This window comes from Mycobacterium sp. NGS67, from assembly GCF_059812185.1.
Map to the genome: position 1 here is coordinate 1 of NZ_JCALCF010000007.1, position 19,109 is coordinate 19,109.

Annotated in this window: 22 protein-coding genes; 11 read left to right on the plus strand and 11 right to left on the minus strand. The window is 67.2% G+C overall.

Features of this window, described 5'->3' with window-relative positions:
- From mmsB to AC5Y4D_RS07980, 7 genes are all read right to left on the minus strand, one after another.
- Positions 1 to 878 (minus strand): 3-hydroxyisobutyrate dehydrogenase (gene mmsB / locus AC5Y4D_RS07950; protein ID WP_500036915.1); only part of this gene is annotated, 878 nt, incomplete at its 3' end.
- Positions 879 to 888: 10 nt separating this feature from the next.
- Entirely contained in the window at positions 889 to 2,052 is a 1,164-nt protein-coding gene (locus tag AC5Y4D_RS07955; RefSeq protein ID WP_500036916.1) for an acyl-CoA dehydrogenase family protein, read from the minus strand.
- A 5-nt stretch (positions 2,053 to 2,057) separates the two neighbouring features.
- Entirely contained in the window at positions 2,058 to 3,578 is a 1,521-nt protein-coding gene (locus AC5Y4D_RS07960) for a CoA-acylating methylmalonate-semialdehyde dehydrogenase (protein ID WP_500036917.1), read from the minus strand.
- Positions 3,579 to 3,791: 213 nt separating this feature from the next.
- Positions 3,792 to 4,403: a dTDP-4-dehydrorhamnose 3,5-epimerase gene (rfbC, locus tag AC5Y4D_RS07965; RefSeq protein WP_500036918.1), complete on the minus strand. Its 612-nt coding sequence runs from the start codon at positions 4,401 to 4,403 to the stop codon at positions 3,792 to 3,794.
- Between the two features lies 1 nt (position 4,404).
- Positions 4,405 to 5,400: a dTDP-glucose 4,6-dehydratase gene (gene rfbB, locus AC5Y4D_RS07970; RefSeq protein ID WP_500036919.1), complete on the minus strand. Its 996-nt coding sequence runs from the start codon at positions 5,398 to 5,400 to the stop codon at positions 4,405 to 4,407.
- Between the two features lie 10 nt (positions 5,401 to 5,410).
- Complete coding sequence (locus AC5Y4D_RS07975) at positions 5,411 to 6,271, minus strand: LLM class F420-dependent oxidoreductase (RefSeq protein WP_499941480.1); 861 nt, start codon at positions 6,269 to 6,271, stop codon at positions 5,411 to 5,413.
- Positions 6,272 to 6,279: 8 nt separating this feature from the next.
- On the minus strand, positions 6,280 to 7,131 hold the full coding sequence (locus AC5Y4D_RS07980) for an LLM class F420-dependent oxidoreductase (RefSeq protein WP_500036920.1): 852 nt from the start codon (positions 7,129 to 7,131) through the stop codon (positions 6,280 to 6,282).
- A 253-nt stretch (positions 7,132 to 7,384) separates the two neighbouring features.
- Between AC5Y4D_RS07980 and infA the strand changes: the two genes are divergently transcribed.
- The 8 genes from infA to truA all read left to right on the plus strand — a co-directional run bounded on the left by infA (position 7,385) and on the right by truA (position 11,966).
- Complete coding sequence (gene infA / locus AC5Y4D_RS07985) at positions 7,385 to 7,606, plus strand: translation initiation factor IF-1 (RefSeq protein ID WP_003418601.1); 222 nt, start codon at positions 7,385 to 7,387, stop codon at positions 7,604 to 7,606.
- A 37-nt stretch (positions 7,607 to 7,643) separates the two neighbouring features.
- Complete coding sequence (gene rpmJ / locus AC5Y4D_RS07990) at positions 7,644 to 7,757, plus strand: 50S ribosomal protein L36 (protein WP_003879483.1); 114 nt, start codon at positions 7,644 to 7,646, stop codon at positions 7,755 to 7,757.
- 149 nt (positions 7,758 to 7,906) lie between these two features.
- Positions 7,907 to 8,281 (plus strand): 30S ribosomal protein S13, encoded by a 375-nt coding sequence (rpsM, locus tag AC5Y4D_RS07995; protein WP_499941483.1) that lies wholly within the window; start codon positions 7,907 to 7,909, stop codon positions 8,279 to 8,281.
- Positions 8,282 to 8,287: 6 nt separating this feature from the next.
- Positions 8,288 to 8,704, plus strand: coding sequence for a 30S ribosomal protein S11 (rpsK, locus tag AC5Y4D_RS08000; protein WP_499941484.1), 417 nt, complete (start codon positions 8,288 to 8,290; stop codon positions 8,702 to 8,704).
- An 18-nt stretch (positions 8,705 to 8,722) separates the two neighbouring features.
- A complete protein-coding gene (gene rpsD / locus AC5Y4D_RS08005; protein ID WP_500036921.1) occupies positions 8,723 to 9,328 on the plus strand; it encodes a 30S ribosomal protein S4 in 606 nt (201 codons plus the stop codon).
- Positions 9,329 to 9,407: 79 nt separating this feature from the next.
- A complete protein-coding gene (locus AC5Y4D_RS08010; RefSeq protein ID WP_065143522.1) occupies positions 9,408 to 10,451 on the plus strand; it encodes a DNA-directed RNA polymerase subunit alpha in 1,044 nt (347 codons plus the stop codon).
- Between the two features lie 65 nt (positions 10,452 to 10,516).
- Positions 10,517 to 11,119 carry a 50S ribosomal protein L17 gene (rplQ, locus tag AC5Y4D_RS08015; protein ID WP_500036922.1) on the plus strand — a complete coding sequence of 201 codons (603 nt, stop codon included), beginning with the start codon at positions 10,517 to 10,519 and terminating at the stop codon, positions 11,117 to 11,119.
- Positions 11,097 to 11,966: a tRNA pseudouridine(38-40) synthase TruA gene (truA, locus tag AC5Y4D_RS08020; protein ID WP_500036981.1), complete on the plus strand. Its 870-nt coding sequence runs from the start codon at positions 11,097 to 11,099 to the stop codon at positions 11,964 to 11,966. Before rplQ ends, truA begins: the two co-directional genes overlap by 23 nt.
- On the opposite strand, the gene AC5Y4D_RS08025 is transcribed toward truA, so the two are convergent.
- On the minus strand, positions 11,963 to 12,556 hold the full coding sequence (locus AC5Y4D_RS08025; protein WP_500036923.1) for a cutinase family protein: 594 nt from the start codon (positions 12,554 to 12,556) through the stop codon (positions 11,963 to 11,965). The two genes, truA and AC5Y4D_RS08025, sit on opposite strands and share 4 nt — an antisense overlap.
- Positions 12,557 to 13,212: 656 nt before the next feature.
- On the opposite strand from AC5Y4D_RS08025, the gene AC5Y4D_RS08030 reads away from it, so the two are divergent.
- Positions 13,213 to 13,785 (plus strand): hypothetical protein, encoded by a 573-nt coding sequence (locus AC5Y4D_RS08030; protein ID WP_500036924.1) that lies wholly within the window; start codon positions 13,213 to 13,215, stop codon positions 13,783 to 13,785.
- A 162-nt stretch (positions 13,786 to 13,947) separates the two neighbouring features.
- Positions 13,948 to 14,151: a hypothetical protein gene (locus AC5Y4D_RS08035; RefSeq protein ID WP_500036925.1), complete on the plus strand. Its 204-nt coding sequence runs from the start codon at positions 13,948 to 13,950 to the stop codon at positions 14,149 to 14,151.
- Between the two features lie 8 nt (positions 14,152 to 14,159).
- Here AC5Y4D_RS08035 and AC5Y4D_RS08040 read toward each other — a convergent pair whose 3' ends face one another.
- Positions 14,160 to 14,954: a cutinase family protein gene (locus tag AC5Y4D_RS08040; RefSeq protein WP_499991973.1), complete on the minus strand. Its 795-nt coding sequence runs from the start codon at positions 14,952 to 14,954 to the stop codon at positions 14,160 to 14,162.
- A gap of 135 nt (positions 14,955 to 15,089) precedes the next feature.
- On the opposite strand from AC5Y4D_RS08040, the gene eccB reads away from it, so the two are divergent.
- A complete protein-coding gene (gene eccB, locus AC5Y4D_RS08045) occupies positions 15,090 to 16,484 on the plus strand; it encodes a type VII secretion protein EccB (RefSeq protein WP_499991882.1) in 1,395 nt (464 codons plus the stop codon).
- Here the strand turns inward: eccB and mycP are convergent.
- Together mycP and eccD are read right to left on the minus strand one after the other, a co-directional pair.
- A complete protein-coding gene (gene mycP, locus AC5Y4D_RS08050; RefSeq protein WP_499991884.1) occupies positions 16,446 to 17,771 on the minus strand; it encodes a type VII secretion-associated serine protease mycosin in 1,326 nt (441 codons plus the stop codon). The genes eccB and mycP overlap by 39 nt on opposite strands.
- The gene (eccD, locus tag AC5Y4D_RS08055; protein WP_499991886.1) at positions 17,768 to 19,075 is read right to left on the minus strand and encodes a type VII secretion integral membrane protein EccD; all 1,308 of its coding nucleotides are present in this window, start codon (positions 19,073 to 19,075) and stop codon (positions 17,768 to 17,770) included. The genes mycP and eccD overlap by 4 nt, the downstream gene beginning before the upstream one ends.
- Between the last annotated feature and the right edge of the window lie 34 nt (positions 19,076 to 19,109).

The window sequence follows — 19,109 nt, forward strand, 5'->3', positions numbered from 1 at the left end:
CAGGTGGCCCGCAGCAACTCGATGATCGCGCTGAAATCCTTGTCGGAGTGCTCGGTTGCGAACTCGGCGTAGATCTTTGCCGCGTGGGTGCCCAGCGGAGCGGCCGCGCCCGTCGAGGCCACCGCGTCCATCGCCAGGCCCAGGTCTTTGTTCATCAGCGCGGTGGCGAAGCCGGGCTTGAAGTCGTTGTTGGCCGGCGATGTCGGAACCGGGCCTGGTACAGGGCAATTCGTGCTCACGGCCCAGCAGTTACCGGTGGCGCCGGTGATGACGTCGAACAGCGACTGCGCCGCGAGGCCCAGTTTCTCGGCGAGCACGAACGCCTCGCCGATCGCGATCTGCTGCACCGCCAGCACCATGTTGTTGCACAACTTGGCCGCCTGCCCGGCGCCGGCCGCGCCGCAATGAATGATCTTGCCCGCCATGGGTTCCAGCACGGGGCGGGCCCGGTCCAGCACCGCCTCGTCGCCTCCGACCATGAATGCCAGCGTGCCGGCCACCGCTCCCTTGACGCCACCGGAAACCGGGGCGTCGAGCTGGGCCAGGCCGTGAGTTTCGGCGAGCGCGTGCACCGCCCGGGCGTCGTCGACCGAGATTGTGGAGCTGTCGATGAACAGCGCACCGGACTGCGCGGCGCGCAGCACTTCGTCGTAGCAGCTTTTCACCACATGGCCGTTGGGCAGCATGGTGAGGACCACCTCGGCCTCGGCCACCGCCTCGGCGGCGGTGGCGCACAGGTTGGCTCCCGTTTCGGCCGCCGCGGCTCCCGCGACGGGGTCGAACCCGAATACGTTGTGCCCGGCCGCAACCAGGTTGGCCGCCATCGGCGCACCCATGTGACCCAAACCGAGGACCGCGACGTCGAAAACCTCAGTCATGCGTGCCTTTCTAGGCTGTCGCCGCTTTGAAACGCGTGGCCTCGGCGCGGCCGATCACCACCCGCATGATCTCGTTGGTGCCTTCCAGGATGCGGTGCACCCGCAGGTCACGCACGATCTTCTCCAGCCCGTACTCGCGCAGGTAGCCGTAGCCGCCGTGCAGTTGCAACGCCTGGTCGGCGACGTCGAAGCAGGTGTCGGTGACGTAGCGCTTGGCCATCGCGCACAGCTCCACCTTGCCGGCGTCGTCGTCGTCCAGCGCAGTTGCCGCCCGCCACAACATCATTCGTGATGTCTCCAGTCCGGTGGCCATGTCGGCCAAGGCGAACCGGATGGTGGGTTCGTCGAGCAAGGAACCCCCGAATGCCTGCCGGTCGCGGACGTAGGCGCCGGCCTTGTCGAAGGCGGCCTGCGCGCCGCCCAACGAGCATGCGGCGATGTTGAGCCGGCCACCGTTGAGGCCGTTCATCGCAATCCCGAACCCGGTGCCTTCGCCTTCGGTGCCGCCCAGCATGGCGTCGGCCGGCACCCGCACTCCGTCGAGTATCACTTGGGCGGTGGGTTGAGCGTGCCAGCCCATCTTCTGTTCCATCGCCCCGAAACTCAGCCCGGGCGTGTCCTTTTCGACGATAAACGCCGAAATGCCGCGCGGCCCTTCGCTTCCGGTGCGGGCCATGATGACGTACACATCGGAGGTGCCGGCGCCGGAGATGAACTGCTTGACGCCGTCGAGCACGTAATCCGAACCCTGTTTGACCGCACGGGTGCTCAGCGCGCTGGCGTCGGAACCGGCGCCCGGCTCGGTCAGGCAATAGCTGGCGATGACGTCCATCGACGCCAGTCGCGGGACCCACGCCTTGCGCTGCTCTTCGGTGCCGTAGCGGTCGATCATCCAGGAGCACATGTTGTGGATCGACAGGAACGCGGCGGTGACCGGGTCGGCCATGGCGAGTTGTTCGAAGATGCGCACGCCGTCGAGGCGCCGCAGTCCGCTACCGCCCACGTCCTCCCGACAGTAGATCGCTGCCATGCCGAGTTCGGCGGCTTCGCGCAGCACGTCGGTCGGGAAGTGGTTGGTCGCATCCCATTCCAGGGCGTAGGGGGCCAGACGCTTGTCGGCGAAGGCTGCCGCCGTCTCGGTGATCACCCGTTCTTCGTCGTCGAGAGTGAACATTGGCGTTAATCCATGGTGGGGATGGAGAATTCGGCGCCGTCCTTGATGCCCGACGGCCACCGCGAGGTCACGGTCTTGACCTTGGTGTAGAACTGGATCGACGCCGGCCCGTGCTGATTGAGGTCGCCGAAACCGGACCGCTTCCAACCGCCGAACGTGTGGTAGGCCACCGGAACCGGGATCGGCACGTTGACACCGACCATGCCCACCTCGACCCGCGAGGTGAAGTCACGGGCGGAATCCCCGTCACGGGTGAAGATGGCCACGCCGTTGCCGTACTCGTGTTCGGTGGGCAACCGCAACGCCTCTTCGTAGTCGTGAGCGCGCACGATGCACAACACCGGACCGAAGATCTCGTCGGTGTAGATCGACATGTCGGTGGTGACGTGGTCGAACAGCGTGGGTCCGATGAAGAAGCCGCCCTCGAGGTTCGCATCCCCGAAAGTCAGGTCATCGCTGGCCCGTTCGCGGCCGTCGATGACGAGTTCGGCGCCGGCGTCGGCACCCTGGCCGATGTAGTCGCGCACCCGCTGCAGCGCGGCCTCGGTGACCAGCGGACCGTAGTCGGCCTTGGGGTCCAGGCTGTGCCCGACGCGCAGGTTGTTGATCCGCTCGATCAGCCTGGCGCGCAACCGGTCTGCGGTCTGGTCGCCGACCGGGACAGCGACGCTGATCGCCATGCAGCGCTCGCCGGCACTGCCGTAACCGGCGCCGATCAGGGCGTCGACGGCCTGGTCGAGGTCGGCGTCGGGCATCACGATCATGTGGTTCTTGGCGCCGCCGAAGCATTGCGAACGCTTGCCGGTCGCCGCCGACTGGCTGTAGATGTACTGCGCGATGTCGGAGCTGCCTACAAAACCCACGGCCTTGATGTCGGGGTGGTTCAGGATGGCGTCGACGGCTTCCTTGTCGCCGTGCACCACCTGGAACACCCCGGGCGGCAGGCCGGCCTCGGTGAACAGCTCGGCCAGTCGCAGCGGGACCGACGGGTCGCGCTCACTTGGCTTGAGTACGAACGCATTCCCGCACGCCAGGGCCGGACCGGCCTTCCACAGCGGGATCATGGCCGGGAAGTTGAACGGGGTGATGCCGGCGACGACGCCCAGCGGTTGCCGCAGTGAATAGACGTCGATGCCGGGACCGGCGCCCTCGGTGTAGTCGCCCTTGAGCAGGTGCGGGATGCCGATGCAGAACTCGATGACCTCGATGCCGCGCTGGATGTCACCCCTGGCGTCTTGCACCGTCTTGCCGTGCTCGAGCGAGAGCAACTCGGCCAGTTCGTCGATGTTCTGGTTCACCAGGTCGACGAAACGCATCAACACGCGAGCACGGCGTTGCGGATTCCAAGCGGCCCAGGCCTTTTGGGCGGTTGCCGCGGAAGCCACGGCAGCGTCGATGTCGGCTTGGGAAGCCATCGGCACCGTGGCCTGGACCTCGCCGGTGCTCGGGTTGAAGACGTCGGCGGTGCGACCGGACTGGCCGGTGGTGCGCTGGCCGTCGATGAAATGCGGTATTTGCGTAGTCATGGTTGTCCCGTTAACGGTCGTGGGAAGTATGCGATACTTGCATATCCTAGTAAATGCAGATCCGGGTAGGCAACCCGGGTAGGTGGCCGGGGTGGCGGGTCCGGATCGGTGGGGTTCACCAGTGTTTCCTTTGGCCAACCGAATGTTGACAGCAGCATGTATGCACTCGGGTGCCGACCGTGCGGCTGGCCGCACACTCGAACGGAATCGGACCTACCGCGCGTCGCGCAGGCCGTTGACGAAGTCCTGCGTCTCCTCCCAGGTGGGCAGCAGACCGGACTCGCGCACCTCCTCGAAACTGGGAGCCACCGCGTCGCGCTCGGACAGGCTGGGCGGGTTGCCGTCGACCAGCGGCCATTCCACACCGAGCGTCGGATCGGTCGCGGCGATGGTGTGTTCGCGCTCCGGGTTGTATTCCGCCGAGCACAGATACATGACCGTTGAATTGTCCTGCAGGGCAAGGAAACCGTGCGCGAGGCCCTCGGAGATGTAGACGGTTCGGTGGTCCTGGTCGTCGAGTAACACCGAATCCCACTTGCCGAATGTCGGTGAGCCCACCCGGATGTCGACGACGACGTCGAACACCGCACCCCGCACGCAGGTCACGTATTTGGCCTGGCTCGGCGGCAACTGCGCGAAGTGCAGGCCGCGCAGCACACCGGCCGAGGACACCGAGCAATTCGCCTGCCGGACATCCAGGTGGTGGCCGGCGAACCCGGTGAAGCCGCGGTCGGTCAGCCACTCGAAGAACATCCCGCGCGGGTCGCCGTGGATGGCCGGTGTGATTTCCCAGGCGCCCGGGACTGCGAGTTCGCGTACTTTCATCTCATTGGCCGCGTTCTGTGTAGCGCGCCTCGGCGGCGTCTTTGAGTGGGCGCCACCACGATTCGTTGTCCCGGTACCAGTCGATGGTGGCCTGCAAGCCTTCCTCGAAGTCGGTGTGCTTTGGCGCCCAGCACAATTCGGTGTTGAGCAGGGTCGGGTCGATGGCGTATCGCAGGTCGTGGCCGACGCGGTCGGTGACGTGGTCGAAGTCGTCCGAGTCGCGGCCCATCAGCCGCAGGATCGTGCGCAGCACGCTCAAGTTGTCGCGCTCGCCCTCCGAACTGATCAGATAGGTCCGGCCGAGTTGTCCCTTCTCCAGGATGCGGCGCACCGCGCTGTTGTGGTCGTCGACGTGGATCCAGTCGCGGACGTTGGCACCCGCGCCGTAGAGCTTGCATCGCCGACCGGTGAGCACATTGGTGATCTGGCGCGGAATGAACTTCTCGATGTGCTGGTAGGGGCCGTAGTTGTTGGAACAGTTGGACAGGGTCGCGCGTACGCCGTACGACCGCACCCAGGCCCGCACCAGCATGTCGCTGCCGGCCTTGGTCGCCGAGTAGGGACTCGACGGGTTGTACGGCGTGGACTCGGTGAACCGTTGCGGATCACCGAGTTCCAAATCCCCGTAGACCTCGTCGGTCGAGATGTGATGCAGCCGAACCCCGTGCCGCCGCACCGCTTCCAGGATGGTGAACGTCCCGACCACGTTGGTGTGCAGGAAGGGTTCCGGATTGGCCAGGGCGTTGTCCACATGGGATTCGGCGGCGAAATGCACGACCGCGTCCGACTCGGCCACCAACGCCGAGACCAGCTCGGTGTCGCAGATGTCGCCTTCGACGAACCGGATGGCGTCCTCGACGTCGGCCAGCGACTCCCGCCGCCCGGCGTAGGTCAGCGAGTCGATGACGGTCACCGAGTCCTCGGGATGCTCGCGCACGGTGCTGTGCACGAAGTTCGCGCCGATGAAGCCCGCCCCTCCGGTGACCAGCAGTCGCATGGGGCCAACCCTAACCGGTGAGGCCCAGCGGTCCCGCCAGTTCACGAAGTACCGGTATCAGCTTTTCGGGTTTCGAGGCACCCAGAACCTGGATGGCCACGTGGTCGGCGCCGGCGTCGAGGTGCTCGTTGAGGCGGGCGGCGATCGCGTCGGCGGTGCCGTAGGCGACCAGCGCGTCGATCAGCCGGTCGCTACCGGGCTTGCGGACGTCGTCCTCGGTGAAACCCAGCCGCAGCCAGTTGTTCACGTAGTTGCTCAGACCCAGGTAGAAGTCGACGAACTTGCGGCCGACGGCGCGGGCTTCTTCCGCGTCGGTGGTCAGCACGACCTTGTGTTCGGGAGCCAGAAACACGGTGTTACCGAGCAGGTGTCGCGCCTTGCCGGTGTGTTCGGGCGTCGTCAGATAAGGGTGCGCGCCCGCGCTGCGCTGCGCCGAGAGCTGGAGCACCCGGGGACCCAGCGCCGCGAGCACCCGCCGGCTGGTCGGCACCAGCGCGTTGTCGAGCACGTCGAGGTAGGACACCAGCGCGTCGTAGGGCTTCTGGTACTGCTCGGTGTGTTCGGGATGCCCGACCCCGACACCGAGCAGGAACCGGCCCGGATAGGCATCTTCGATGCGCTGATACGAGGCGGCGACGTCGTCGGCCGGGGCCGTCCAGACGTTGACGATCCCGGTAGCCAACTGCAGGTGCTCAGTCTGCTCCAGGGCGGGTTCGACCCAAGCCAAGTCGGCGTCCGGCGACGCACCGATCCACGCGCCCCCGTAGCCGAGCGACTCGATCTGCGCGGCCAACTCCGGGTCGAGGGAGCGGGTGCCCAGCCAGACGCCGAACCGCCCCAGGTCAGGTTTGAGTGAAACCGAGCCAGTCATTTAGCCCCCTATACCCGTTCGAGCCCAAGAGCCCCGGCCAATTCGGCCAGCGCCGGGACAAGGTTCTCACTTCGCGTCAGGACCTGGACCGGGACGTGGTCGGCGCCGGCGTCGAGGTGCTCACGCAGGCGGGCCGCGATCGCGTCGATGGATCCGTAGGCGACGACGGCGTCGACCAACCGGTCGCTGCCCGGCTTGGCGACGTCGTCGTCGGTGAAGCCGAGTCGCTTCCAGCTGTTCAGGTAGTTCGCGAGGTTCAGATAGATCTCGAGGGCCTTGCGTCCCACGGCACGCGCCTTGTCGGCGTCGGTAGTGAGGACCACCTTGTGCTCGGGTGCCAGGAACGCCGACGGACCCATCAGTTCGCGCGCCCGGACGGTGTGCTCGGGAGTGGTGAGGTAGGGGTGCGCGCCGGCGCTGCGGTCCGCGGACAGCTTGAGGACTCGCGGACCCAACGCGGCGACCACCCTGCGGTTGGCGGGCACGCCGTGTTCGTCGAGCTGGTCGAGGTACTCGACCAGAGCTTCGTAGGGCTTGCGGTATTCGGTGTGCGCCTCGGGGTGGCCGACGCCGATGCCGAGCAGGAACCGGCCGGGGTACGCCTTGTCGATGCGGTGGAACGACTCGGCGACGGGTTGGGCGGGCGCCGTCCAGATGTTGACGATGCCGGTGGCCACCTGCAATGTCGTCGTCGCTTCCAGGATGGGTTCCACCCAGGACAACTCGGCCGGCGGGGAGCCGCCCACCCAGACCGCGCCGTAGCCGAGAGCTTCTATTTCCTTGGCTTGCTGCGGCGTGACGCCGCGTCCGAACGATCCGAACCGACCGAGGTCGGGTTTGCTCTCAGCTGAATGCGTCATGGTTGCTCTAACCTGCGCCCTGACCTTGCGTATTCCGGGTCCGCACGCTGATCTGCGGCGTTTTGCGTCGGGGACGGCCAAGCGGGTATCGTGGCCCGACGGTGCGGCGTTCGTGCCGGCTCTTGGCGTGCCCAGTCCTGAAATTCGCGGACTTTCGCGGAATTTCCATCACCGGCTCACGTTGTTGTAGTCGCCGACGCGTGCTGCGCCGAGCCAGGAGCATGAACGAAAAGTAGAGGATCGCTTAAAAGTAATGGCCAAGAAGGACGGCGCCATCGAGGTCGAGGGCCGCGTGGTCGAACCCCTGCCGAATGCGATGTTTCGCATCGAGTTGGAGAACGGTCACAAGGTGCTCGCCCACATCAGCGGCAAGATGCGGCAGCACTACATCCGCATCCTGCCCGAGGACCGCGTCGTGGTGGAGCTGTCTCCCTACGACCTGTCCCGCGGCCGCATTGTGTACCGGTACAAGTAGCGATTAACACCCAGAGAAGAACAGGACCGAGACTGCCGTGAAGGTGAACCCGAGCGTCAAGCCGATCTGTGACAAGTGCAGGGTGATCCGTCGGCATGGACGGGTCATGGTGATCTGCTCCGATCCCCGTCACAAACAGAGACAGGGTTAGTCGGGGCTTTCGCTTAACAACTGAATGCAGACCTCCCAGCACCACTAGGCGGATTGGCCGCCTACCACGCCCGGACGGAGGCCGGGCCCCGCAACTGAGCGGGAACGGACTGGGAAAAGACCTCCGCTGAGAAAGAGGAAACGCCACCTATGGCTCGACTAGTAGGCGTCGATCTGCCGCGCGACAAGCGGATGGAGATCGCGCTGACCTATATCTTCGGCGTCGGCCGTACCCGCTCGAACGAGATTCTGGCGGCCACCGGCATCGACAAGGACCTGCGCACCAAAGACCTGAGCGACGATCAGCTGACCCAGCTGCGTGACTACATCGAAGCGAACCTGAAGGTCGAGGGTGACCTGCGCCGCGAGGTGCAGGCCGACATTCGTCGCAAGATCGAGATCGGCTGCTACCAGGGTCTGCGGCACCGCCGCGGCCTGCCGGTGCGCGGCCAGCGGACCAAGACCAACGCGCGCACCCGCAAGGGACCCAAGCGCACCATCGCCGGCAAGAAGAAGGCCAGGTAACCCCGAATGCCACCAGCAAAGAAGGCAGCCGCAGGCCCGAAGAAGGGTCAGAAGACCCGTCGTCGGGAAAAGAAGAACGTCCCGCACGGTGCCGCGCACATCAAGAGCACCTTCAACAACACGATCGTGACCATCACCGACCCGCAGGGCAACGTCATCGCCTGGGCGTCATCGGGGCACGTCGGCTTCAAGGGCTCCCGCAAGTCGACGCCGTTCGCCGCGCAGTTGGCCGCGGAGAACGCCGCGCGCAAAGCCCAGGAGCACGGGGTGCGCAAGGTCGACGTGTTCGTCAAGGGCCCGGGCTCGGGCCGCGAGACCGCGATCCGCTCGTTGCAGGCCGCCGGCCTGGAGGTCGGCGCGATCTCCGACGTCACGCCGCAGCCGCACAACGGTGTCCGCCCGCCGAAGCGTCGGCGCGTCTAGGTCTAGGAGGACATACCCATGGCTCGTTACACCGGACCCGTCACCCGCAAGTCCCGACGGCTGGGCACCGACCTCGTCGGTGGCGACCAGTCGTATGAGAAGCGCCCTTACCCGCCCGGCCAGCACGGCCGCGCCCGGGTCAAGGAAAGTGAGTACCGCCTGCAGCTGCAGGAGAAGCAGAAGGCGCGTTTCACCTACGGCGTGATGGAAAAGCAGTTCCGTCGCTACTACGAAGAGGCCGTGCGCCACTCGGGCAAGACCGGTGAGGAATTGCTGCGCATCCTGGAGAGCCGGCTCGACAACGTCGTGTACCGGGCTGGACTGGCCCGGACCCGCCGGATGGCCCGTCAGTTGGTCACCCACGGGCACTTCACCGTCAACGGCGTTCGCGTCGACGTCCCCAGCTACCGGGTGTCGCAGTACGACATCATCGACGTACGGGACCAGTCGGTGAACACCGTGCCGTTCCAGATCGCTCGGGAAACCGCGGGCGACCGTCCGATCCCGAGCTGGCTGCAGGTGGTGGGTGAGCGGCAGCGCATCCTGATCCACCAGTTGCCTGAGCGCGCGCAGATTGACGTCCCGCTCGCCGAGCAGCTGATCGTCGAGTTCTACTCGAAGTAATAGACGTTCTGCATCAACCGGTGCAGACAACCTGAGCGGCATCAAATAGCGGGTGCCGAGAAGGAGAAGAAGAAACACCATGCTGATTTCTCAGCGCCCCACCCTGTCCGAGGACATCCTCACCGACAACCGGTCCCAGTTCGTCATCGAGCCGCTGGAGCCGGGATTCGGTTACACCCTTGGTAATTCGCTGCGTCGCACGCTGCTGTCGTCGATTCCCGGCGCGGCGGTGACCAGCATCCGCATCGACGGCGTCCTGCACGAGTTCACCACCGTGCCCGGGGTCAAGGAAGACGTCACCGACATCATCCTGAACCTCAAGAGCCTGGTCGTGTCCTCCGAGGAGGACGAGCCGGTCACCATGTACCTGCGCAAGCAGGGTCCCGGTGAGGTCACCGCGGGCGACATCGTGCCGCCGGCCGGGGTCACCGTGCACAACCCGTCCATGCACATCGCCACCCTGAACGACAAGGGCAAGCTCGAGGTCGAGCTCGTCGTCGAGCGGGGCCGCGGCTACGTCCCGGCGGTGCAGAACCGGGCTTCCGGTGCCGAGATCGGCCGTATCCCAGTCGATTCCATCTACTCGCCGGTGCTCAAGGTCACCTACAAGGTGGACGCCACGCGTGTCGAGCAGCGCACCGACTTCGACAAGCTGATCCTGGACGTGGAGACCAAGAGCTCGATCACCCCGCGTGACGCGCTGGCCTCCGCCGGTAAGACGCTGGTCGAATTGTTCGGTCTGGCACGCGAACTCAACGTCGAAGCCGAGGGCATCGAGATCGGGCCGTCGCCGGCCGAGGCCGACCACATCGCCTCGTTCGCACTGCCGATCGACGACCTGGACCTGACTGTGCGGTCGTACAACTGCCTCAAGCGTGAGGGCGTGCACACCGTCGGCGAGTTGGTCTCGCGCACCGAGTCCGACCTGCTCGACATCCGCAACTTCGGTCAGAAGTCGATCGACGAGGTGAAGGTCAAGCTGCACCAGCTGGGTCTGTCGCTCAAGGACAGCCCGCCCAGCTTCGACCCGTCCGAGGTCGCCGGCTACGACGTCGCCACCGGCACCTGGTCCACCGAGGGCGCCTACGACGACCAGGACTACGCCGAAACCGAACAGCTCTAACTCAACAGAATTCCGTCCCGGTCCTACCTGATACGGGGACCGGCCCCGAATAGGAGATAGTCGCAATGCCCAAGCCCACCAAGGGACCTCGCCTCGGCGGGTCGTCTTCGCACCAGAAGGCGATCCTGGCCAACCTGGCCACGTCGTTGTTCGAGCACGGCCGGATCAAGACCACCGAGGCCAAGGCGCGGGCATTGCGACCCTACGCGGAGAAGCTGGTCACCCACGCCAAGAAGGGCACGCTGCACAACCGGCGTGAGGTGCTCAAGAAGATCCGCGACAAGGATGTGGTGCATACCTTGTTCGCCGAGATCGGGCCGTTCTTCGCCGACCGCGACGGCGGCTACACCCGCATCATCAAGGTCGAGCCACGCAAGGGTGACAACGCCCCGATGGCGGTGATCGAGCTGGTGCGGGAGAAGACGGTGACGTCGGAGGCCGACCGGGCGCGCCGGGTGAAGGCGTCCAAGAAATCGGAGAAGCCTGAGACCGCCGCGGCCGCACCGCAGGCATCCGTCGAACCGGATGCGGTCGACGACTCCGCGGCTGACGACGGAGCCGACACCGAAGATGCGCCTGAGACCGCGGCCGTAGCGCCGCAGGGCGGGCTCGACGAGTCCGCAGAGGCCGCCAGCGACGACGCACCTGACGAGGCCCCCGAGAATTAGTGGGGACGTCCGTCTGCGGCTCGACATCGCCTACGACGGAACCGATTTCGCGGGCTGGGCGGCACAGGTTGGTCAGCGCACGGTAGCCGGTGTTCTCGACGAGGCGCTGACGACCGTGTTTCGCACGCCGGTGCGGCTGCGCGCTGCCGGGCGCACCGACACCGGAGTGCACGCGACCGGGCAGGTTGCGCATGTGGACGTGCCGGTCGAGGCGGTGGTGAACGCCTATTCGCGCTCGGCCGGGGTCGAGGGGCCGGAGTTCCTGCCATTGGTGCGGCGGCTGGGCAGGTTCCTGCCCGCCGACGTCCGGGTGCTCGATATCACCCGCGCACCAACGGGTTTCGACGCCCGGTTTTCGGCTCTGCGGCGCCACTATGTCTACCGGCTCTCGACGGCCCCCTACGGCGTGGTGCCGCAGCAGGCTCGTTTCGTCACCGCCTGGCCGCGCGAGCTGGACGTCGAGGCGATGGCCGTGGCGTCACGAGAACTGTTGGGGTTGCACGACTTCGCCGCGTTCTGCCGACACCGCGAGGGCGCCACGACCATCCGGGAACTGCAGCAGCTGGACTGGTCGCGAGAGGGGGATCTGGTGACGGCGCGCGTCAGCGCCGACGCTTTCTGCTGGTCGATGGTCCGGTCTCTGGTGGGTGCACTGCTGGCAGTGGGCGAACGTCGTCGCAGTGCGCAATGGTGCGCTGAATTGCTGCACGCGACAAGCAGATCCAGTGATTTCGCGGCCGCGCCGCCACAGGGGTTGACGCTGGTCCGAGTGGACTATCCGCCCGACGACGAACTCGCGGCGCGGACGCTGATCACGCGGGATATGCGAACGCAGGATCGCAGCTAGAGTTTGCCCGCGACGAAGTCGGCGGCCTGCTCGATCAGTCCCGATCCGAGATACGACGGCTGCAGGTGCGACGGCCAGTTCGTGCCTCTGCCACAGATCGGATCACCCGGTGCGCACTGGTCGATCGTCCTGCTGGCGTAGGCGGGTGCGATTCCGCGGGTGCCGTTGCCGAACAACGCGATGGCCGCCACGTGTTGGTCCATGCCGGGAGCCAGCCGGCAGCAGGCCGCGAGGTCAACCACCTCGGCACCCAGCGAATAGCCGCCGAGCACCTCGCGGGTGTTCGGGCAACTCTTCGCCATGGACCCGACGTGGCCGGCCATGTCTTTGGCGCCGCTGTCGACGCTGATGTTGGCGGGATAGTTGACCCCGTAGACCCCGATCGACTTACTCGTCTTCGAGCGCAGCGCACTGACGAGCGCGTCGCCGATCTGACCGACCCCGGGTGGCTCCTCGCGGCCCCGGGCGAATACGACCTCGGCATCCGGGCACTCCGCCGCGACTGCCGGTGACGCGGCGATCACCGACCCGGACGCGAGCAACACGGTAGCCAGCAAAACGGCCAATCGGCCGACGGACACAAGCCTCATGGTCCGATGCTACGGACTGATTTCGACTGGGGTCAGCGGCCGCACATTCTCGTGTTCGTTGCCGGTGGTGATGTCGTTATGGCGTGGCCGTAGGGCTCAATCGTTTCTTGGATCGGCTCATATGCGAGGATCCGATGAATTCGCGAGCCGTTTGAGCGGGAGGCATCAGTCGATATGACACGCACATCATCGAAGCTTTCCGCGCACATCTGGCGCCGAGCCCGGCTCGTGTCGCTGTCTGCTGTGTGCGCGGGTGTCGTTGGGCTCGGATGCGCAGCTATCGCCTTCCCCGCTGCTGCCGTCGCTGCACCGCCGGGTACCACCTGCGGAACGGTTCTCGATGTTCCCGGCCGTACCCAGCCGGTGGTTGTCATGAGTGGGGATGTCGACTGTGCGACTGCGCTACGCATCGCGAACCGTTATTTCCACGACTTCGGCCCGTCGATACCGAGGGGCGATGGGTCCAGCGCGGAAGCATCCGTTGAAGGGTGGCATTGTCTGGTTCCGGTGCTGCCCGGCCGCGTGCACGCCGACTCGTATGCGACGTGCGACCTCGGCAGCAATGGATTCAGGATGGGGAACTGAGGTTTCGGCGCGTGCTGGATGGCGAAGCGATGCAATCTCGAACCGGGGTCGACGGCGTGGCGTCGCGCACGGTGCTTGCGCTGGTCGCTGTGATGCTGACCGTCGGCGCGTGTGGCACCGAATCAACGTCGAGGTCACAAACTGACCCGAGTAGGCCAGCCGACCACGAAGCAAACCATTCCACGACGTCGGTCGCGCCATCTGCACCCGTCGCGACATTCGAAGGTTACGGTCAACTGCGCATCGGGATGACGCAGGCCGAGGCAGCAGCTGCAATGGGGCCTGCTCCGGCCAACCACTTCTATCACTGCACCGTGTTGGGCGAGAACGCGGTCAACGTGCTCAAGGTATGGATTGCGGATAGCAGCGGTCGGGTGACGGGCATTGAGACGCCCCCAGGTGTGATGACCGACCGAGGTGTCGGTGACGGATCAAGTGCCGCTGACATCCGGGCGGCGTACTCCGGTGCGCAGTACACCATCGACGAGGGTAATGTCGGCGGACAGGGAACGCTCGCGATCAACGTGTTCGAGGGTCCGAAGGACTTCACCACGAACCATCGCCTGCTGAGCTTTCCGATCGCTGACAGTGGTCGATCCGGTTCTCCGGCCGTTGGCCGGCCCGAGGCTTTGGAGGGCTGTTGAGTTGCGCACCTGGACGGCCAGGCGACGGCATCATGGTCGATAGTCTCAGGCGACTAGCCGCATCAGTGGTTGTGCTGTCTGCCGCTGTTCAAATCCCGTCGGCTAATGCGGCTCCGGGTTCCTGCGGTTTCTACACCACCACCCAGGGAGACTTCGCGCTCGTTGTTCACCGGCAGTGCGACCTGCCAGGAGGCGCGCAGCGTATTCGATCACAACTTCGCCGGCGCCGGCACACCGATCGCACGCAATGCGGTGCTGGTCGATGGATACGAGTGTGTCGGAAACCCCGCCGGAGCCTTCAGCGAGACGGGCATCCTCAGCTACTGCGAGGGCAACGGCAACCGCATCGAGCTACGCAAACCCTGATCCGCTACTCAACGGACCTGCACGACAGGCAGATTGGACGCGGGTAGCGGCGTCGTGCTGGGTGTCCCGGGTACCAAGGGTGCCGGCGACGCGGGCAGCAGCGGAGTGCCGCCGGGCAGCTGTCCCGGCAGGTGCGGCGTCATCCCCGCCATCAACTTGCCGGCCGCGAAGGTCGCGCCGAGCGTCGTGTAGGTCGGGACGTAGCCCTCGGTGTGGCCAGTCCACTCGTTGCCGGCACCGGCATGGCAGATCGGGTCCATCGGGTTGCAGTAATCGACTGCCTTGGCGCCCAGCAGCGGGCTCTTGGTCGGCAGGTCCCCGCCGGCGCGGTCGGCGATGTCGCCAAATGTGACGACGGCCGCGATGTTGCCGGCGTATTCCGGCGGCAGCGAACTGCCCCAGCTGATGCCGCCGATCGGCACGCCGGCGACGATGTCCATCACCGATGCGCCCTGCGAGTAACCACCCAGCACGATCTTGGTGCTGGGGCACGACGACACCGTCGACTTGACGCGCGAAATCACGTCGTTGGCACCGTCGCCGCCGTGCAGCTGCAGCTTGCTGGCGGCGTAGTTCACGCCGTAGGTCCGGATGGTCAACCCGCTGGTCTGCTGACGCAGCGACTCCACGAAGGCGTCGCCGACTCTGCCCATGCCTACCGGCTCGTTGGTCCCCCGGGCGAAGATCACCTCGGCGTCCGGGCACTCCGCCGCCGATGCCAGCGGCACCGCCGCACCCGGGCTGAGGACCGTCGCGGCCAGCACAGCCAGTGAGCCGATCCCGGCCCGGCCGGTCAGGCGCATGAATTGCTGAAACACGCCGAAATTTTACCCGGCGCGCCACGCAGCAAAACCTCCGCGGCTGTGGATGAACGCGGCGGGCGGACCGGCGGGCGGCTTACCGTTGAAGCCGATCTGACCCACTTCTCGGGAGATTCCGTGCCGCTTCAGACGCCGACCTGGCTGCATGCCAGCGGCTACCGCTTCCTGCTGCGGCGTCTGGAATGCGCATTGCTGGGCGGGGACCTGCGGTCGGTTGGCGGATCTCTGCGCGCCCCCGCGGCGTCGTTGGCCGCTGGATGCGCGCTGACCCTGGTCGCGGTGCTCGGTTGTGCCTTCTTGGCTTTGCTGCGGCCGCAACCCGGGCTTGCGGACTTCCAGATCGTGATGGGCAAGGCGTCCGGAGCGCTGTATGTGCGGGTCGGGGAAACCTGGCATCCGGTGCTGAACCTGGCCTCCGCGCGGTTGATCGCGGCGCGGGACGACAACCCGACGCCGATACCCGAGTCCGCTCTCGCTCGGGCCAAACACGGTGCGCTGCTGGGTATTCCGGGTGCGCCGCAGGTTCTGGCCCAGGCACTGCCGGTGGCCGAGTCGACCTGGACGATATGTGACGGCCCGCGCGGCGAGACGACTACGGTGCTCGTCGGGTCCAGCGGGGAACCGTCCGTCCGCCGGGTAGAACCCGACCGCGCCATCCTGGTGGCATCGGGTTCGGGTCCGCCGGCGTATCTGTTGTACCGCGGCCGCCGGGCGGTGGTGGACGTCGCCGACACCGCCGTGCTGCGTGCCCTCGGGCTGACGGGGCAGACCCCACGGCGCGTTGCGCAGTCTTTGCTCAACGGGATTCCGGAAGCACCGCCCATCGCGACCCCCCACATCCGCGCGGCGGGCGCACCGGCCGGGGCGTGGCTACCGGGGTTCACGGTCGGCAGCGTGCTGCGCATCCAGCGAACGCCGAGTGACGAGTATTACGTCGTGCTCGACGCCGGAGTGCAGCGAGTCGGCCGGTTCACCGCCGATCTGCTGCGGTTCGGTGACTCGCAGGGCGCCGCGGCTGTGGTCGCAGTGGCTCCCGACGCGATCCGCGCGGCTCCGCTGCTGGACACCCTGCCGGTTGCCGGTTTCCCCGACGAACCGCCCAACCCCGTCTCCGGGGCCGCGACCGTGTGCGCGGCGTGGGCACCCAGACAACCAGGCCCGGCCGACATCGCCCTGCTGGCCGGGGAGGGCGTGCCGTCGGGGACGATCCTGGCGCAAGCCGACGGTCCCGGTCCGGCGCTGGACGCCGTCGCGCTCCGGCCGGCACGCAGCGTCTACGTGGTGGCGCAGAGCCTCAGCGGGAGCGGGCCCCCGACCGGCGCCCGCTATCTGGTGACCGAGACCGGGGTGCGGTTCCCGATTCACGACGACGCCGCAGCGCACGCCCTGGGTCTGCCGTCGACGGCCGCGCCGGCTCCGTGGCCGGTGCTGGCTGCGTTGCCGTGCGGACCGGAACTGAGCCGGGAGCAGGCATCAGTCGCGCGCGACACCATTCCCGCGAGTTCGCCGTAGCCGGCCGGTCACCACTGCCGTCAGCAGCGTCACCAGGCAGATCGCCGCACCGCCGAACGCGGTGTGCCGCGGGCGGCTGTCCGAGGGTGCGCGGTAATTCGCCGGCGGCAGGTCCAGCCGGGCCGGAGCCGGGTTGCCGGGGGTCGTTGGGGTAGTGGCCTCGGTGCTGAGGGCGGCCAGGGCGTCGATGGTGCCGTGTCCGACCAGCGGATCCCATCCGGCGGCGGGAGGGTGTGCGGTCGACTCGATCCGTTGCATCACCTGACGCGCGGTCAGAGCGGGAAACCGGGCCCGGATCAGTGCGGCCAACCCGCTGACGACGGGCGCGGCGTAGCTGGTTCCGGAGATCGGCGCTTCGCCGGTGCTGTCGACAGTCCCGTCGGTGACCGGGCTGAGCGAGGTGACGTTCTCGCCCGTCGCCGCGACATCCACCCACGGCCCGGCCAAGGTGAACGGAGACGGGGTGCCCTGTGAATTGACCGAGCCGACCGTCAAGACGTAGTCGTCGTACCAGGCCGGGCTGACCACGACCGCCACGGTGTCGTGGGTGGCGCCGGACGGCTGCGGTGGGCACCGGGCCGAACCGCCGGTGTTTCCGGCCGCCGTGACCACGACCGCGTTCTTGACGTCGACCGCGTAGGCGAGTGCGGCGCCTAACGCCCGGTCGTCCAGTTGGTCGGTGGCGGCGACGCACGCGACCGACGAAATGTTGATGACCGAGGCACCGAGGTCGGCGGCGGTGCGGACGGCCTTGGCCAGAGTCTGGACGTCACCCACACCCGTAGTGGACCGGTCGCCGGCCGGACCGAACTTGACGCTGGATTGGCGGATGCTGATCAGCGTGACGTCGGGAGCGATACCGCTGAATTCGTCCGGCTTGGGATCCGCGGTAGCGGCGATGATTCCGGCTACCAGCGTGCCGTGGGCGTCGCAGTCTCGAGTGCCGTCGCCGGTGGACACGTAGTCGCCGCCGCCCACCAGATCCTTCAGGCGTGGGTGTCGCCGGACCCCGGTGTCGATCACCGCGACCCGCTGCCCGGCGCCGCGGGTGAGTTGCCAGAGTTGCGGCAGGTCGAGGCCGGACAGCTGAGTGGGCCCGGGGGCGCGTGCCACGGCCGCCGCGCACACCTCCCGCTGGACGGTGCGCTGCGGGGGAGCCGGCACCGCGGCGGCGGGAAGCCACTTTTCGTCGACCGGCGGCGGTGACACCGCGTGGGCCGGCGCCGTCGCACACTGACCGGCCAGGGCGGCCGCGACCAACAGACGCACCGCGCGCAAGCGAGTCACATCTGCAGGTTCGCGCCGCGGACGGCGCCGAAGGCACCGCAGGTCCAGCAGGCCAGCGGCACCACCGCAGTCAGCGCCACACAACTCAGCACGTCGATCCCGCGACGCGCGACGGGTGACAGGGATATCTCGGGTGCGACAAAACCCAGGTATATCGCTGCGGCCGCCAACGTCACCGTCAGGGCCGCAATCCACCGGTTGTGCGCCGCGGCGGCGGTACCGGCGAGAGTGAATGTGGTTGCGACTGTGGCGATCCCGGTTGCGGCGAAGACGAGCGCTCTTCTCCTGTCCGCCCGCGCGTGCAGCAGCAGGACGACGCCGGTGACAACGGCCAGCGCGATGGCGCGGGCGGTGATGAGCACGGCGACGAGGGCACCGACGGCAGCGGCCACGGCGAAGGCGGCACGCAGGCTGGTCAGCCACGCGTCCGCCCGGCGCGTCCCGGCGGCCACCTCGTCTGCGCTTCGTATCCGCGTGGGGGACAGACCGCCCAGCCAGATCGACAACCGCGGCGCGACCTCGATGAGTCCGAGGCAGACCGGCGTGGCCAGCGATGCGACGGTGCGCGCCGGCGCCGCGGTGACCACAGCGGTCAGAGCGGCCAGCGCGGCGATGACCGCGACGCAGGTAGCGGCGGTCAATGTGGTTGAACCGCACTCAGTTATGCGCGTTGCCAGCACCGCCGTGACGGACGCCGTCATCGCCGCCAGCAGCACGTGCGGGGCGCCCAGTGCGCCCGGCACCACAAGCAGGCCGGCAACCGTGGCGAATATGGTGGCGACGACGGACAGCGCGAGTCCGGCAGTCGGGTCGCCGAACACGCGTTGCGCGACGGCGGCCGCTGTCAGTGCGCCGAGGGCGGCCGCCGCGGCCAGGGCGGCAGTCGTGGCCGTATCCGCCGGAAGCCGAACGGCGTTTTTGGCCAGCACAATCGCGCCGACGACGGTGAATAACACCGCTGCCAGTGCGGCGGTCATCCGGCGTGTTCGACCGGACCAGATCGCGCTGTCCAGCGTGCTTGCCACCAGTTCGGCGTCGTCGTCACAGCGGCGCACCGGCGGCCGCGGGTCATGACTACTCAGGACCAGCACGGAACCGTCCCGAATCCCGTTCTGCGCCAACGTCGTCGAACTCGGGATCGCCGCGCGCCCGACCGGGGAGAGCCGGTGTGGCGCCTGACGGGTGCAGCCGGCCAGGTCGACGATCGACGGGATGAGTTCTCCCACCGGCACGTCGGCAGGCAGCGTCAGATCGGTACTGACGCCCGCGGAATGAACGGTGACACGGCACATCGAGACAGCCATCGTCGGCACGTTAGTCGCATTCCGTGCGCCCGGT